This is a genomic window from Polaromonas sp. P3_B1, assembly GCF_056402935.1.
On the sequence record NZ_JBFUGK010000026.1, the window covers coordinates 16,657 to 31,539 of the forward strand.

Annotated in this window: 15 protein-coding genes; 1 reads left to right on the forward strand and 14 read right to left on the reverse strand. The window is 64.3% G+C overall.

The features are described 5' to 3' along the window. Positions 1 to 9 precede the first annotated feature (9 nt). The 3 genes from AC1DXS_RS15735 to AC1DXS_RS15745 form a co-directional block, all read right to left on the reverse strand. The gene (locus tag AC1DXS_RS15735; protein WP_477738419.1) at positions 10 to 663 is read right to left on the reverse strand and encodes an alpha/beta fold hydrolase; all 654 of its coding nucleotides are present in this window, start codon (positions 661 to 663) and stop codon (positions 10 to 12) included. A gap of 10 nt (positions 664 to 673) precedes the next feature. Continuing rightward, entirely contained in the window at positions 674 to 2,011 is a 1,338-nt protein-coding gene (gene egtB / locus AC1DXS_RS15740; protein WP_477738420.1) for an ergothioneine biosynthesis protein EgtB, read from the reverse strand. Between the two features lie 78 nt (positions 2,012 to 2,089). Beyond that, positions 2,090 to 2,896 (reverse strand): sulfurtransferase, encoded by an 807-nt coding sequence (locus AC1DXS_RS15745; RefSeq protein ID WP_477738421.1) that lies wholly within the window; start codon positions 2,894 to 2,896, stop codon positions 2,090 to 2,092. Between the two features lie 86 nt (positions 2,897 to 2,982). Between AC1DXS_RS15745 and dnaE the strand changes: the two genes are divergently transcribed. Further along, positions 2,983 to 6,465, forward strand: coding sequence for a DNA polymerase III subunit alpha (gene dnaE, locus AC1DXS_RS15750; RefSeq protein WP_477738422.1), 3,483 nt, complete (start codon positions 2,983 to 2,985; stop codon positions 6,463 to 6,465). Positions 6,466 to 6,529: 64 nt separating this feature from the next. Here dnaE and tolA read toward each other — a convergent pair whose 3' ends face one another. From tolA to AC1DXS_RS15805, 11 genes are all read right to left on the reverse strand, one after another. Then, positions 6,530 to 7,447 (reverse strand): cell envelope integrity protein TolA, encoded by a 918-nt coding sequence (gene tolA / locus AC1DXS_RS15755; protein WP_477738423.1) that lies wholly within the window; start codon positions 7,445 to 7,447, stop codon positions 6,530 to 6,532. A gap of 34 nt (positions 7,448 to 7,481) precedes the next feature. Next, entirely contained in the window at positions 7,482 to 7,922 is a 441-nt protein-coding gene (locus AC1DXS_RS15760; protein ID WP_477738424.1) for a biopolymer transporter ExbD, read from the reverse strand. A gap of 17 nt (positions 7,923 to 7,939) precedes the next feature. Next, positions 7,940 to 8,632: a protein TolQ gene (tolQ, locus tag AC1DXS_RS15765; protein ID WP_074575395.1), complete on the reverse strand. Its 693-nt coding sequence runs from the start codon at positions 8,630 to 8,632 to the stop codon at positions 7,940 to 7,942. Continuing rightward, positions 8,629 to 9,078: a tol-pal system-associated acyl-CoA thioesterase gene (gene ybgC, locus AC1DXS_RS15770; protein WP_477738425.1), complete on the reverse strand. Its 450-nt coding sequence runs from the start codon at positions 9,076 to 9,078 to the stop codon at positions 8,629 to 8,631. The genes tolQ and ybgC overlap by 4 nt, the downstream gene beginning before the upstream one ends. Continuing rightward, positions 9,075 to 10,271: a pyridoxal phosphate-dependent aminotransferase gene (locus AC1DXS_RS15775; protein WP_477738426.1), complete on the reverse strand. Its 1,197-nt coding sequence runs from the start codon at positions 10,269 to 10,271 to the stop codon at positions 9,075 to 9,077. The genes ybgC and AC1DXS_RS15775 overlap by 4 nt, the downstream gene beginning before the upstream one ends. A gap of 10 nt (positions 10,272 to 10,281) precedes the next feature. Further along, on the reverse strand, positions 10,282 to 10,809 hold the full coding sequence (nusB, locus tag AC1DXS_RS15780) for a transcription antitermination factor NusB (RefSeq protein ID WP_477738427.1): 528 nt from the start codon (positions 10,807 to 10,809) through the stop codon (positions 10,282 to 10,284). A 49-nt stretch (positions 10,810 to 10,858) separates the two neighbouring features. Next, positions 10,859 to 11,323, reverse strand: a complete 465-nt coding sequence (ribH, locus tag AC1DXS_RS15785) for a 6,7-dimethyl-8-ribityllumazine synthase (RefSeq protein WP_477738428.1) — start codon at positions 11,321 to 11,323, stop codon at positions 10,859 to 10,861. A 47-nt stretch (positions 11,324 to 11,370) separates the two neighbouring features. After that, entirely contained in the window at positions 11,371 to 12,477 is a 1,107-nt protein-coding gene (gene ribBA, locus AC1DXS_RS15790; protein ID WP_477738429.1) for a bifunctional 3,4-dihydroxy-2-butanone-4-phosphate synthase/GTP cyclohydrolase II, read from the reverse strand. Between the two features lie 2 nt (positions 12,478 to 12,479). Further along, positions 12,480 to 13,121 (reverse strand): riboflavin synthase, encoded by a 642-nt coding sequence (locus AC1DXS_RS15795; protein WP_477738430.1) that lies wholly within the window; start codon positions 13,119 to 13,121, stop codon positions 12,480 to 12,482. Between the two features lie 97 nt (positions 13,122 to 13,218). Then, complete coding sequence (gene ribD, locus AC1DXS_RS15800; protein ID WP_477738431.1) at positions 13,219 to 14,343, reverse strand: bifunctional diaminohydroxyphosphoribosylaminopyrimidine deaminase/5-amino-6-(5-phosphoribosylamino)uracil reductase RibD; 1,125 nt, start codon at positions 14,341 to 14,343, stop codon at positions 13,219 to 13,221. A gap of 40 nt (positions 14,344 to 14,383) precedes the next feature. After that, complete coding sequence (locus tag AC1DXS_RS15805) at positions 14,384 to 14,869, reverse strand: type IV pilin protein (RefSeq protein WP_477738432.1); 486 nt, start codon at positions 14,867 to 14,869, stop codon at positions 14,384 to 14,386. Positions 14,870 to 14,883: the final 14 nt, after the last annotated feature.

Below are 14,883 nucleotides of genomic sequence, written 5' to 3' on the forward strand. Positions count from 1 at the left end.
GCTTTATCCCTAGGCGTAGTTCAACAGAATCTTCGCGAGCGCGTCGGGGGCCAGCCGGGGAACGTCGTGTGCACAGGCCAGGCGATGTGTGTCCCAACCGGGGTCGGGCTGCAGCCGTTCGTACAGATCAACAAAGGGACTTCCGTCCCAACTGGCCGCCACGAAGGCCTTGCGGCTGACCTTGCGCCAATGGCCCGTCAACCTGATCGCCTGCAGGAAAGTCGCCATTGGATGGGGACGGCATCTCTTGTCGAGATGAGCCGCCGGTGCGCACCTCAAACCGTCCGCGGCCGCGCCCGCAATGAAGCGTTCCCGGTAGGCCGGCGTGGTGAGCGACCACACCGAGGCGYCGTTGTCGGGCACGTAGGCATCGACGTAGACCATCGCCTTGACGCAGGAGGGCTCCTTGTCCGCCGCGCCCGTGATGACCATTCCGCCGTACGAATGGCCGACAAGAACGGCTGGCGTATCGCGTACGCGAAGCGCCTGAACCACCTCGTTGATATGGTGATCCAGGTTGACGGCGCCATTGGCGGGCTCGTCGCCCAGCCCCGAAAGCGTCAGCGCCTGGACCTCATGGCCTTGGGCTGACAACGCATCGCCGACAGCATCGAATGCCCAGCCTCCGTGCCAGCCACCGGGCACCAGAACGAATCTGGCCATCTGTCAGACCCTACCCAACTGCAAGATCACGCGCCAGCCGCAATCCGCTGAACTGCCAGCGCGCATCGGGCGGGAAGAAATTGCGGTAGCTCGCTCGAATATGGCTTTGCGGCGTGGCGCAGGAGCCGCCGCGCAGCACAAACTGGTTGCACATGAACTTGCCGTTGTATTCGCCGACCAGGCCCTCCCATGGCTTGTAGCCGGGGTAGGGGTTGTAGTTGGACTGCGTCCACTCCCACACGTCGCCAAACATCTGCGCGGGCAGGCCGTGGCTGCCTTCCTGCTGCGGCAGCGGGTGGAAGGCCGACTTCTCCACAAAGTTGCCCTGCGGCGTGGCGCCTGCCGGCAGGCCGCGCGCGGCGAGTTCCCATTCAAACTCGGTCGGCAGGCGGGCGCCGGCCCAGCGCGCAAAGGCATCGGCTTCAAAATAACTGAGGTGGCAGGCCGGCGTGTTCGGGTCCACTTCAATCAGGCCCTGCAGCGTGAAGTGCTGGTAGCCGCCCTCATCGCCCTGCCAATAGAAAGGCAGGATGACCTTGTTTTCCGTCACCCAGTCCCAGCCCATGGACAGCCACAGCTCGGGGCGCCGGTAGCCTTTGTCGGCGATAAAGGCCATGAGTTCACCGTTGGTCACCGGCCGGCTGGCCAGCTCAAAAGCTGCGACGTAGGCCTTGTGGCGCGGCGTTTCATTGTCAAAGGCAAATTCACCGTCGCGCCCTGTGTCAAAACCATGCTCAACCAGGCCGGCCTCATGGCGCAGCCATTCCACCGGTTGCGGGTGTATACCGGCCAGCGGCCAGCGGCTCGCGTACGCGGGGCGCGCGGGGTTGTAGGACAGCGCATGCTTGATGTCGGTCAGCAGCAGCTCCTGGTGCTGCTGCTCGTGGTGCAGGCCGAGCGTGACCAGTTCGGTGAGTTCGCGCCGCCGCGCTTTGTCTGCGCCGGCCTCGACGGCTTCGATCACCGCCAGCATGCGCTGGTTGACTTGTGCCCGGTAGGCCAGCACTTCATCCAGCGAAGGCCGGCTGATCAGGCCGCGCTTGGGCCGAGGGTATTTGTCACCAACGCCGTTGTAGTAGCTGTTGAACAGCACGCGAAAGCCCGCATCGAAGGGCATAAAACCGGGCTCGAAACCTTCAAGGATGAAGGTCTCGAAAAACCAGGTGATGTGGGCCAGGTGCCATTTGGCGGGGCTGGCATCGGGCATGGACTGCAACTGGCAGTCTTCGGGGCTCAGCGGCTGGATCAGCGCTTCGGTCTGCTGGCGCACGGCGCTGAAGCGCCTGGCGAGCGGGGAGGGCAGTGCCTGGGCGGCCTGTTGGCGCGCGGGGGAAGTGTCTTTGGGCATGGTGGCTACCGTTAAAAAAGGGACGGCGGGCGGACGTGCGATGCGAACGATTCAAAAGCTTCGCACGGGGCTTGGGGCTCAGCTGTCAGACAAAAGCCCGAGAACCTCGGGCCTGCGCGTCCTGGGGGGCGGGTGCAGGGGCTTTGCTGGCGGATTGACCTGGGGTTTGAGCTCCGGGTCCACCGCGCGGCGTTCGTCAAACACAAAGCACTCACCGTCAAAATGTGCGCGCCCGCTTTCTTCGAAATACTTGAGGATGCCGCCCTCAAGCTGCCAGACGTTCTCTACCCCGGCCTCGCGCATGAGGATGGCGGCTTTCTCGCAGCGTATGCCGCCAGTGCAAAAACTCACCACGGTTTTGCCCGCCAGGTCCTGCTTGTGCGCGAGCAGCGCTTCGGGAAATTCGGTGAATTTGCGGATGCGCCAGTCGATGGCATTGTGAAAAGTGCCGACGTCGGCTTCAAAGTCGTTGCGCGTGTCCAGTGTTACCACCGGGCGGCCGGCGTCGTCGTGGCCCGTATCCAGCCAACGCTTGAGCGTGGCGGCATCCACCGCCGGCGCCCGGCCGGCCGCGGGCTGGATGGCCGGGTGGTTCATGCGGATGATTTCGGGCTTGACCTTGACCAGCAGCTTGCGAAAAGGCTGGGCGCCGGACCAGCTTTCCTTGGCCTGCAGGTCCGCAAAGCGTACGTCCTGTTTCAACCATGCCAAAAAATCATGAATATCGCCGGCCGGGCCTGCCAGGAAGAGGTTGATGCCTTCTTCGGCCAGCAGCACCGTGCCCTTGATGGCATGGCCCTGCAGCCGGTCAACCAGGCTGGTTTGCAGCGCTTGCGGCTGGGCAAGCGCAACAAACTTGTAGGCTGCAATGTTCAGGATTTGCATGGTGCGATTGATTGTAGGCAGGCATGCAAGGCCTTGCACGGCGGTGTGGGGGCTCAACGGACAGACCCGGCCCTAAAATGGCCTTTATGTTTGTTCATTTGCGCCTCCACACCGAATTTTCCGTCGTCGACGGCACCAACCGCATCGATGAGGTCGTGGCCGCCGCGGCCGCCGACGGGCAACCGGCGCTGGCCATCACCGACCTGAGCAATCTCTTCGGCACCGTCAAGTTCTACAAGGAAACCCGCGGCGCCGGCGTCAAACCCCTGATAGGCGCGGACATCTGGGTGCAGGCCCCGGGCAAGGACGCCGGCGCGCCCGCGTCCCGCCTGCTGCTGCTGGTGCAAAGCCGCCAGGGTTACCTGAACCTGTCTGAAATTCTCACGCGCGCCTGGACCCGAAACGTGGTGCGCGACCAGGCCGTGGTCAAGCTCGAATGGCTGCAGGAACTGGGCGAAGGCCTGATTGCCCTGTCGGGCGCGCAGGGCGGCGCCGTGGGCCAGGCGCTGCTGCAGGGCGACAGCGCCCGCGCCACGGAATGCGCACTGTTTTTTGCGGGCCTGTTTCCCCACCGTTTTTACCTGGAGTTGCAGCGCGCCCAGCGCCCCGATGATGAACGCCACGTGGCGGCCGCCGTCCAGCTGGCGGCGCGGCTCAAGCTGCCGGTGGTGGCGACCCATCCGGTGCAGTTCCTGACCTACGAAGACTATGAGGCGCATGAGGCGCGCGTCTGCATCTCGGAGGGCGAGATCCTGGGCAACACGCGCCGCGTGCGCAAGTTCACCCGCGAGCAATACTTCAAGTCGACCGAGCAGATGCAGGCGCTGTTCGCCGACGTGCCCACGGCCCTGGCCAACACATTGGAGATCGCCAAGCGCTGCAACCTCACGCTGGAACTGGGCAAGCCCATGCTGCCCGATTACCCGACGCCCGAAGTCGGCGGCGTGCGCATGCCCATCGACGAATACTTTCGCCAGGCTTCGTTTGAAGGCCTGGAAGAGCGCCTGGCCCACCTGTACCGTGATGCGACGCTGCGCGACCAGAAGCGGCCGGAATACGTCAAGCGCCTGGAGTTCGAGATCAACACCATCCTCAAGATGGGCTTTCCCGGCTACTTCCTGATCGTCGGCGACTTCATCAACTGGGCCAAGAACAACGGCTGCCCGGTCGGGCCGGGCCGGGGTTCGGGCGCGGGCTCGCTGGTGGCCTATTCGCTGAAGATCACCGACCTGGACCCGCTGCAGTACAACCTGCTGTTCGAGCGCTTCCTGAACCCGGAGCGGGTGTCCATGCCCGACTTCGACATCGACTTCTGCCAGAGCAACCGAGACCGCGTGATCGACTACGTGAAGGACAAATACGGCAAGGACGCCGTGAGCCAGATCGTGACCTTCGGCACCATGGCGGCGCGCGCCGCCATCCGCGACGTGGGCCGTGTGCTGGACTTTCCCTACGGCTTTTGCGACGGCATTTCCAAGCTGATCCCCAACAAGCCGGGCCAGCACATCACGATTGAACAGGCGAAGGAGCAGGAGCCCGTCCTGGCCGAACGCGAGCGCAAGGAAGAGGACGTGCACACGCTGCTGGAACTCGCGCAAAAGCTCGAGGGGCTGACCCGCAACGTCGGCATGCACGCCGGGGGCGTGCTGATCGCGCCCAGCAAGCTGACTGATTTCTGCCCGCTGTATGCCCAGCCCGGCAGCGACTCCGCCGTGAGCCAGTTCGACAAGGATGACGTGGAGGCGATCGGCCTGGTCAAGTTCGACTTTTTGGGCCTGGCCACATTGACCATCCTGGAGATCGCCCGGGAGTTCATCATTGCGCGCCACCCGGCCCAGAAGGACTTCAAGTTCGAGGACCTGCCGCTCAACGATAAAAAGGTCTACGAGCTTTTCGGCCGGGGCCAGACCGAAGCCGTGTTCCAGTTTGAAAGTATCGGCATGCAACGCATGCTGAAAGACGCCAAGCCGGACCGCCTGGAAGACCTGATCGCGATGAATGCGCTGTATCGGCCGGGGCCCATGGAGCTGATCCCGACCTACATCGCGCGCAAGCAGGGCAAGGAAGTGCCCGAATACCCGGACCCGCGCGTCAAGGCCATCCTTGAAGAGACCTACGGCATCATGGTCTACCAGGAGCAGGTGATGCAGACCGCGCAGATCCTGGGCGGTTACTCGCTGGGCGGCGCCGACTTGCTGCGCCGCGCCATGGGCAAGAAGAAAAAAGAGGAGATGGACGCGCAGCGCGAGATCTTCCGCAAGGGCGCGGGCGAGGGCGGCCTCAGCGAGGAAAAGGCCGACGAGGTCTTCGACCTGATGGAAAAATTCGCGGGCTACGGCTTCAACAAGTCGCACTCCGCCGCCTATGCGCTGCTGGCCTACCACACGGCCTGGCTCAAGGTGCACTACACCGCCGAATTCTTCGCCGCCAATATGACGGTGGAAATGGACGACACCGACAAGCTCAAGATTTTGTTCGGTGACGCGCAGAAGATGGGCATCCAGTTCGAATCGCCCGATATCAACCGGGGCCACTATCGCTTCGAGCCCATCAGCGCGACCTCGGTTCGCTATGGCCTGGGCGCCATCAAGGGAACCGGCCAGCAGGCGATCGAGGCGATCGTGGCGGCGCGCAAGGAAGGCGGCCCCTTCACCTCGCTCTACGATTTTTGCGTGCGCGTGGACCGCAGCCGCCTGAACAAGCGCACGGTGGAGGCGCTCATCAAGGGCGGCGCCTTCGATAACCTGCAGCTCAACCGTGCCTCGCTGCTGGCCTCGGTGGACCGCGCCTTTGAATTCGCCGCCGCGACCGAAGCCAACGCCAACCAGGGCGGGCTGTTCGACATGAGCGACTCGCACGCCGCCAGCACCCAGGAGCCGCCGCTGGTGGAAGCCATGCCCTTCGGCGTGAAGGCGCGCTTGGTGCAAGAGAAGACGGCCATCGGCTTTTATCTGTCAGGCCACCTGTTCGACGAGGTGGAAACCGAGGTGCGGCAGTTCGCCAAACGCAAGTTGGAAGACCTGATCGACTCGCGCGAGCCGCAATTGCTGGCAGCGATTTTGAGCGACCTGCGCGTGATTAACGGCAACCGCGGCAAGCTGATCATCTTCAAGCTTGACGACAAGACCGACGTGCTGGAAGCCTCGGTGGATGAAGCGACCTTCAACGCCAACCGCAACCTGCTCAAGGACGACGAGCTGGTGGTCGTGCAGGGCACGCTGCAGGGTGCGTCCGAGCGCTTCGGGCGTCGCTTCAAGGTCACGCAGGTGTGGGACCTGGAAACCGCGCGCTGCAAGTTCGGCAAGTACCTGCGCGTGGCGGTCAATGGCAGCGCACCCGACATCTCACGCATGGTCAGGGACTTCCCGCCGCGCCGCGAAATGTCGGAGCAGGGCGAGATCAGCCGCGGCCTGCCGGTGCGCCTGAGCCTCAGGCGGCAGAACGCCGTGGGCGGTGCGACGGCGGAACTGCATCTGGGCGAAGCCGCCAGGTTCTATCCAACCGATGCGGCGCTGGCCAGCTGGATGGCGCAGGCCGACAAGGGGCTGGTGCAGATCGTTTACGAGTGACGCCGCCTTTGCCCGCCGCCATGCCAAAGTGCATGCGCGGTGAGCCGCAGTTCATTTCCAGGCGCTAGTAGTTCTTGGCGCGCATATCCACGATCAGGATGGTGTCCGGAATTCGGCCATCGACATCCTTGGGCATGACCCGGGTACGGATGATGGCGTTGATCGCTGCCTCATCCCAGGCTTTGTTGCCGCTGGGTTGAACGATGCGTTGGCTGATGATGGTGCCGTCCAGCGTCACGCGTACTTCTATCTTGGTGGATGGATTGCCATCCACCTCCTGGGCGAACACAACATTTGGTTTGATCGCTGCCCTGAGGATGGCGCCGTAAGTTGCGGAGCCGCCGCTGGACTTTTGCGCCGTCCCTTTGGATTCGGCATCGCCGGTGGCGCCGGCCATGCCGGTGATGCGGCGCAGGTTTTCCTGGCGCAGTTTTTCGGCGGCGGCCTGGGCCGCCTTTTGCTGCGCGGCGTCCTTGTTGTCCTTCTGGGCCTCGAGTTTTTTGGCGTCTTCCGCGGCCTTGCGTTTGGCCAGGTCTTCCTTGGCCTTCTTTTCGGCGGCCTTTTGTTTCTCGGCTTCTTTGTCTTTCTTGGCCTGCAGTTCAGCCTTCTGTTTTTCCTTCAGGCGCTCGGCTTCCGCCTGCTTTTGTTCCTGCACGAGCTTGCGTTTTTTTTCCTGCTCCAGGGCGATGTCCACCTTGGGCGCGGGTGGCGGCGCAGGTGTCCTGACTTCCGGAGTGGGCGGTGTCGGAGGCGGGGGCGGCGGCGTGGGCACTTCGACAGGTTTAGGCGCGGCTTCCTGCGGCGGCATGTTGGACCATAGCTCGGCCTGGAAGGCGATGTCCGGGTTGCTGCGTTTCCAGCTGACGCCCCAGGTGAGTGCGGCGATCAACAGGGCGTGCACCAGCAGCGCCAGCGCAAACGAACGGCCCGACCCGCCGTCCCGGGGCGGGAGAAAGTCAAGGCGGTCGGCGGCGCTGGGCATGGCGGGCTAAGAGCGAGTAAGGGCGGCCTGGCGGCTACTTGCTGCCGGTCTGCACCGACAGGCCTACGCGCGACACGCCGGCTTTTTGCAGGTTGTCCATGACCTGGACCACGGTTTCGTATTTGATGGATTTGTCGGCGCTGATGACCACGGGCACGGCCTGCGCGCCCTCAGCCTTCACGCCGGGCTCCAGCCGGGCGATGTCGGCCGCGACGTTGCGCACATTGCTGGGTACGCTGTCGGTCTTGATCTTGATCTGCACGGCTTCATCCTTGCTGATCTGGATCTGCACCGGGTTCTGCGGCTGGCTGGGTGCCCGGCCGACTTTGGGCAACGCGATCATGCTGGGCGTGATCAGCGGCGCCGTCACCATGAAGATGATGAGCAGCACCAGCATCACGTCGATGAAGGGCACCATGTTGATCTCGCTGATGGTGCGCCGGCCTCGGCCGCGGCGGGAATTGACTGCAGGCATCGCTGTCTCCTCTTGGCTCAGTGGCCGGAAGGTGATTGGGCGCCCAGGTTGCGCTGCAGGATGTTGGAGAACTCTTCGATAAAGGTCTCCAGCCGGTTGGCGACGCGGTCTATGTCGTGCGAGAAGCGGTTGTAGGCGACGACGGCCGGAATCGCCGCGAAGAGGCCGATGGCGGTGGCCACCAGCGCCTCGGCGATGCCGGGCGCCACCGTGGCCAGCGTGACCTGCTCCAGGGCCGCCAGGCCGGTGAAGGCGTGCATGATGCCCCAGACCGTGCCGAACAGGCCCACGTAAGGCGATACCGAGCCGACGGTGGCCAGGAAGGACAGGTTGGACTCGATGGCATCGAGCTCGCGCTGGTAGCTGGCGCGCATTGCGCGGCGCGCGCCGTCGAGCAGCGTGCCGGGGTCGGTGATGTGGCGCTCGCGCAGCTTCTGGTATTCACGCATGCCGCTGGCGAAAATCCGCTCCATCGCGCCCGAATGCTTGGCGTTTTGCGCGGCGCCGGCGAAGAGGTCGTTCAGGCTGGTGCCCGACCAGAATTCGCGGTCGAATTCGTCGTTGAGTTTCTGCACACGCTTGAGCGCGACGATCTTGCGGAAGATCGCGGCCCAACTGGCGATGGACACGCCGACCAGCAGCGCCACGACGGCCTGCACGACCCAGCTGGCGTTGAGGATGAGGCTGACGATGGACAGGTCTTGGTTCATGTTGTGGCCGTATCGTGTTTTAAGCTGTCAAGAATGGAAGCCGGAATGCGCCGTGGTTGAAGGCTGGCGGCGTCTACCCAGCCTATGCGTATGCTGCCTTCACAGAGCGGTGGCGCCGGCTGCCCAGGTGCCTGCTCTGTTTTTAATAGCACCTGCTGGCTGATTATCATGGACGCGCGGCCGGCTTCGACCAGGCTTGCCGTAACAATCAGTTCATCGTCCAGCCGGGCGGAACGATGGTAACGGATGCTGGTTTCCGCCACCACGAAGATGCCGCCCGTGCTTTCCCGCAGGCGCTGTTGTTCAATACCGAGTGATCTGAGCCATTCGGTGCGTGAACGTTCAAAAAATTTCAGGTAGTTTGCGTAAAAGACGATGCCGCCTGCGTCGGTGTCTTCCCAGTAGACCCTCACAGGCCAACTGAACACGCGTGCACCTGCACTCATGCCAGCACTGCCTTGAGCCGGGCCACGGCTTCCTGCAACTGCGCCATGGAATTGGCCGTAGAAAAGCGGATAAATTGTTCGGGCGCGGCGTGGCCGAAATCGCGGCCCGGCGTGACGGCCAGGTGGGCGCGTTTCATGAGCTCGAAGGCGAAGTCCCAGCTGCCGCTCACGCCCAGGCGCGCGGCGGCCTGGGTGCAGTCGGCATAGGCGTAAAAAGCACCGTCGGGCATGACCGGCACCGTGAGGCCCAGGCGATTGAGCTCGGGAATGAAGTAGTCGCGGCGCGCCTTGAATTCGGCGCGGCGCCGTTCGTATTCCCGCAGGCTGTCGGTTTCGAAGCAGGCCAAGGCCGCATGCTGGGCCACGGTGCTGGGGCAGATAAAAAGGTTTTGCGCGATGCGCTCTATCACCGGGGCCAACGCTTCGGGCACCACCAGCCAGCCCAGGCGCCAGCCTGTCATGTTGAAATACTTGCTGAAGCTGTTGATGCTGATGATGCTCTGGCCCAGCTCGCCGGGCATGGCCAGGGCCGAGTGGCCGAAATGCTCTTCGTAGCTCAGGCCCAGGTAAATCTCGTCGATCAGCGTGATGCCGCCGCGGCTGTGCACGAACTCGTGGATGCGCTGCAGCTCTTCGGGCGCGATCGAGGTACCGGTCGGGTTGGAGGGCGAGGCCAGCAGCACGCCGCGCGTGTGTTCATTCCAGGCCGCCTCGACCTTCTCGCGGGTGAGCTGGAAGCGCTCCTGCGCGGTGGTCGGCACCAGCACGGCATTGCCTTCGGCGGCGCTGACGAAATGCCGGTTGCACGGGTAGCTGGGGTCGGGCATCAAAATTTCATCGCCGGCCTCGATCAGGGCCAGGCAGGCCAGCTGCAGCGCGGCGGAGGCGCCCGCCGTGACGATGATGCGGCCGGGAGCCACGTCGGCGCCGAAGCGGGAGGCATACCAGGCGCTGATGCGCTCGCGCAGCGCGGGCAGGCCGGTGGCCTGGGTGTACTGCGTATTGCCCTGCGCAATCGCGCGGGCCGCGGCCTCTTGAACCAATGGCGGTGCGGTGAAGTCTGGCTCGCCGATGTTCAGGAAAATCATGGGCCGGTCGCTGTGGGCGAACTCCTGCGCCAGCGCCGAGGCCGCCTTGGCGACCTCCATGACATAAAACGGCTCAATGCGTTGAGCCCGCCGGGCGATTTTCACGGCAGGCTCTTCACTTCGCGGATTGCCGGGCTTTGTCGGAAGCGACTTCGGCGGCGCGAAGGGCGGGCGCCATCTTGTTGAGCACGCCGTTGACGTATTTGTGGCCGTCGGTGCCGCCGAAGGCCTTGGCCAGCTCGATGCACTCATTGATCACGACGCGCCAGGGCACGTCCAGGCAATGGGTGAACTCATAGGCGCCTATCCAGAGCACCGCATGCTCGATGGGCGAGATCTCGGCCATGGGCCGGTCCAGCAGGGGGACGATGCCGGCATCCAGCGTTTTCGCGTCCGCGATGCAGCCGTGCAGCAGCGCGTCGTAGTGGGCCGAATCGGCTTTGTGAAAGCCTGCGAGGTCGCGGGTGAAGGCGTCGATGGAGTCGGCCTCGTTGCGGCCCACCAGGTGCTGGTAAAGGGCCTGCAGGGCGAATTCGCGCGCGCGCGTGCGCGCCGATTTGTCGGCCGCTTTTTTGACGCCGGTGTCGGTCAGGCCGGTGCGGGTCTGCGGCGGGCGTTTGGGTTTGATGATGGGTTCAGCCATGAAAAATGCGATTCAGTTTAGAGGTGGGGCAAGGCTTGGCAACGAACGCTCAGGCGATGTCATTGATCAGGTTGGCCATTTCGACGGCGACGCGTGCCGCGTCCTGTCCTTTTTCCACCTGGCGGGCCTGGGCCTGGGCGAGGTTCTCGGTCGTCAGGATGGCGTTGGCAATGGGTAACTGGTAGTCCAGTGCCAGGCGCGTGACGGCGGCGCCGCTTTCGTTGGCCACCAGTTCGAAGTGGTAGGTCTCGCCGCGGATGATGCAGCCCAGTGCGATCAGCGCGTCGTATCTGTCGCTCTCGGCCAGCGCCTGCAGTGCGCATGGCACTTCCAGCGCGCCCGGGACTTTGACGTGCTTGATGTTGTCCTCGTGCACGCCCAGCGCGGCGAGCTCGTGCTTGCAGGCTTCAGCCAGGGTGTTGGTGACGCTTTCGTTGAAGCGCGCCTGCACGATGCCTATGGAAAGTTTTCTGCCGTCCAGTTTGTCGGCCGTTCCTTTTTCTGCTCCAAACACGGTGGTTCCCTTTTGATTGATTTTTGGTTGATGGAATGACGAGGAGCTCAGTCCCGGGTGATGTAGCCGACGATTTCCAGCCCGTAGCCCGTCATGCTGGGCATGCGGCGCGGATTGCCCATGAGGTTCATGCGGTGCACGCCGCACTCGCGCAAGATCTGCGCGCCTACGCCATAAGTACGCAGGTCCATGCGGCCGCGCTCGGGCGCCTGGCTGGCGCGCGCCGTGCCTTCAAACTGGGCCAGCAGCTGTCCAGCGCTCTCGCCGCAGTTGAGCAGCACCGCCACGCCACGGCCTTCATCGGCGATGTGCTTGAGGCTCTGGTCCAGGCTCCAGGAATGCATGGGGCGGCCGGTTTCCAGCACGTCGAGCACAGAAAGCGGTTCGTGCACGCGCGCGGCCACGATGTCGCTGGGCGACCATTCGCCCTTGACGAGCGCCAGGTGCAGGCCCTGGCTGGGCTTGTCGCGAAAGGCGTGGGCGGTGAACTCGCCGAAGGCGGTCTGCAGCGTGCGGCAGCCGATTTTCTCGACCAGGGAGTCGTTGCGGCTGCGGTGCTCAATCAGGTCGGCAATGGTGCCTATCTTGAGGCCGTGTTCGGCCGCGAAGACCAGCAGGTCGGGCAGGCGGGCCATGGTGCCGTCGTCTTTCATGATCTCGCAGATCACGGCGGCCGGCGAGCAACCGGCCATGCCGGCCAGGTCGCAGCCGGCTTCGGTATGGCCGGCGCGCATCAGCACGCCGCCGTCCACCGCCTGCAGCGGGAAGATGTGGCCGGGCTGTACCAGGTCGCTGACCTTGGCGTTTTTGGCGACGGCGGCCTGCACGGTACGGGCGCGGTCGGCGGCCGAGATACCGGTGGTCACGCCTTCGGCGGCTTCGATGGAAACGGTGAAGGCCGTGGAGTGTTTGGTGCCGTTGCGCGTCGCCATGGGCGGCAGCTGCAGCAGCTCGCAGCGTTCGCGGGTCAGGGTCAGGCAGATCAGGCCCCGGCCGAAGCGCGCCATGAAGTTGATGGCCTCGGGCGTGACGTGGTCGGCCGCGAGCACCAGGTCGCCCTCGTTCTCGCGGTCTTCCTCGTCGATCAGGATGACCATGCGGCCGGCGCGCATGTCGGCGACGATGTCTTCAACAGGGGAAATGGCTGTGCTCATGTTCAGGGCTTTTTCAGGATGTTGTTGTGGGTGTCGCCCAGCATGCGCTCGACGTAGCGCGCGATCAGGTCGATTTCGAGGTTGACCTCGGAGCCGGCGGCCAGGCGGCCCAGGGCGGTGTTCTGCACGGTATGGGGAATCAGGTTGATGCTGAGCTCGGTGCCTTCGGCTTGGTCCATGACGCGATTGACCGTCAGGCTAACGCCGTTGACGGTGATCGAGCCCTTGTAGGCCAGGTACTTGCCGAGCTCGCGCGGAGCCAGGATGCGCAGCTCCCAGCTTTCGCCGACTTCGGCGAAGTGCGTGACACGGCCTATGCCGTCCACGTGGCCGGAAACGATGTGGCCGCCCAGGCGGTCATGCGCGCGCAGGGCTTTTTCAAGGTTGATGGGGCCGGTTTCGGCCAGGCCGGTGGTTTTGGCCAGCGATTCGGCGGAAATATCGATGGTGAAGCGGTTGAGGGGCAGGTCCAGCGAGGTGGCCGTCATGCAGGCGCCGTTGAGGGCGATGCTGTCGCCCAGGCCCACGTCGTCAAGGTAACCCGCAGGTGCCTCGATGGTGAGCCGCTTGCCGTGGTCTGAAGAGCTGCCCAGGCTTTGGATGGCGACGATGCGCCCCAAGCCGGTAATGATTCCGGTAAACATGCGCTATTTTCGCAGGGAATCCGGTCCGGGCTTGGGGAAGGGCCACTATTGCCTTGTAAAAGCGGCCCGGCCGCGGCCTGGCCTGCGTGGAAAGGGGCTAGAACTGGTCCCGGCTTACGCCGCGGGCCAGTACACGCAGGTCCGGGCCGACTCTCTCAAAACCCTGGAATTGCAAGGCCACCGCGTCGGAGAGCTGCTCCAGAGGCCCGATGGAGGCCATGCCCAGGCCCGGGCCGAGGAGTGTGGGCGCGAGGTAGACAAGGAATTCGTCTACCAGGCCTTCGCGGATCAGTGAACCGTTGAGTTTGCTTCCGGCCTCGACGTGCAAGTCGTTGATTTCGCGTTGCGCCAGGTCTTTCATCATGGCGACCAGGTCCACTTTTCCGCGGGCGCCAGGCAGGCAGGTGACCGTGGCGCCCCTGGCCAGCAGGGCGCTTTCCTGGGGAGCGCCCTGAAGCGCCGTGTAAATCCACACCGGCCCGCCGGCCTCGAAAATCTTCGCGTCCACCGGCGTCTGCAGCAGGCTGTCGACAATCACGCGAACGGGCTGCCTGGGCGCGTGCACCAGCCGGACATCCAGCCGGGGGTTGTCCTGCAGCACGGTGCCTATGCCCGTCAGTACGGCACCGGCCCGCGCGCGCCAGGCATGGCCGTCGGCCCGGGCTTCGGGGGAGGTGATCCATTGGCTCTGGCCGTTGGCCAGCGCGGTGGCGCCGTCCAGCGAGGCGGCGATTTTCATGCGCACCCAGGGTGTCTTGCGGACCATGCGGCTGAAGAAGCCGATGTTGAGCTCTCTCGCCGCCTCGGCGCCCGCACCGACCTCCACCGCCACGCCGGCCGCCCGCAGGCGATCAAAGCCCTGACCGGCGACCAGCGGGTTGGGATCCGCCATGGAGGCGACAACTTTTTTGATGCCAGCGGCAACCAGGGCGTCGCAGCAGGGGCCGGTTCGCCCATGGTGGGAGCAGGGCTCCAGCGTGACGTAGGCGGTGGCACCCTGTGTGGAATGGCCCTGGGCCGCAGCGTCGCGCAAGGCCATGACCTCCGCATGGGGGCCGCCGGCCTGCTGAGTCTGGCCGATGCCTATGGTTTGGCCTGAGGCGGATACCAGCACACAGCCCACGCGGGGATTGGGCGCAGCGCTGAAGGGTGCGTTGGCGGCGGCCAGCAGGGCCGCCTGGATAAATTCAGAGTTGGAGGCTGTATCGGTGGGCTGTTGCATTATTCCCCGCTGCGGCCTCGCCAGGGACGGGCCTATTGTTTCAACGCCAGCATTCTGCGATCAGTGCGGCCGTCGCGGCCGCGGCGGTGATGCCTTTGACGCCTGCCTGCGTCATGCTGAAGCCGCCGCATTTGTCGTTGGCCATGCTTCCCGTGCCTACAGGACGCATGATAAGCGTGAAGGTGCTCTGGGCGGCGCTGCTGGCATTGCCGCCGGTGTTGGAGATCTCATAGAGCTGTGTGCCTTCAGCGGGTGCACGCATGAAAGTGGGCGGCATGGTTGCCCAGATGGTTTGTGAGCCCGTGCGGTCGGCATCGTAGCGGTCGTTGGCCGCATAGAAGCGCTGCATGTACTGGACGGCTTGCTGAAGCTGCGCCCGCGCAGCCGCGCGATTGGCGCGCGCGATGTAGCTTTGGTAGGCGGGCAGGGCGATCGCGGCCAGCAGGCCGACAATCGCCACCACGATCATCAGCTCAATCAGCGTAAAGCCCGCCGAGCCGCTGTTTTTTTTCATATTGGACATCATGGCTAATTCTCTTT

Excerpts from the sequence above, each read along its gene's own strand:
- tolQ (WP_074575395.1), bottom strand. The coding sequence starts at position 8,632 with ATGAACCAAGACCTGTCCATCGTCAGCCTCATCCTCAACGCCAGCTGG.
- egtB (WP_477738420.1), bottom strand. The coding sequence starts at position 2,011 with ATGCCCAAAGACACTTCCCCCGCGCGCCAACAGGCCGCCCAGGCACTG.
- dnaE (WP_477738422.1), top strand. The coding sequence starts at position 2,983 with ATGTTTGTTCATTTGCGCCTCCACACCGAATTTTCCGTCGTCGACGGC.
- AC1DXS_RS15795 (WP_477738430.1), bottom strand. The coding sequence starts at position 13,121 with ATGTTTACCGGAATCATTACCGGCTTGGGGCGCATCGTCGCCATCCAA.
- AC1DXS_RS15760 (WP_477738424.1), bottom strand. The coding sequence starts at position 7,922 with ATGCCTGCAGTCAATTCCCGCCGCGGCCGAGGCCGGCGCACCATCAGC.
- ribBA (WP_477738429.1), bottom strand. The coding sequence starts at position 12,477 with ATGAGCACAGCCATTTCCCCTGTTGAAGACATCGTCGCCGACATGCGC.
- AC1DXS_RS15745 (WP_477738421.1), bottom strand. The coding sequence starts at position 2,896 with ATGCAAATCCTGAACATTGCAGCCTACAAGTTTGTTGCGCTTGCCCAG.
- AC1DXS_RS15805 (WP_477738432.1), bottom strand. The coding sequence starts at position 14,869 with ATGATGTCCAATATGAAAAAAAACAGCGGCTCGGCGGGCTTTACGCTG.
- tolA (WP_477738423.1), bottom strand. The coding sequence starts at position 7,447 with ATGCCCAGCGCCGCCGACCGCCTTGACTTTCTCCCGCCCCGGGACGGC.
- ribD (WP_477738431.1), bottom strand. The coding sequence starts at position 14,343 with ATGCAACAGCCCACCGATACAGCCTCCAACTCTGAATTTATCCAGGCG.
- ybgC (WP_477738425.1), bottom strand. The coding sequence starts at position 9,078 with ATGAGTGCAGGTGCACGCGTGTTCAGTTGGCCTGTGAGGGTCTACTGG.
- nusB (WP_477738427.1), bottom strand. The coding sequence starts at position 10,809 with ATGGCTGAACCCATCATCAAACCCAAACGCCCGCCGCAGACCCGCACC.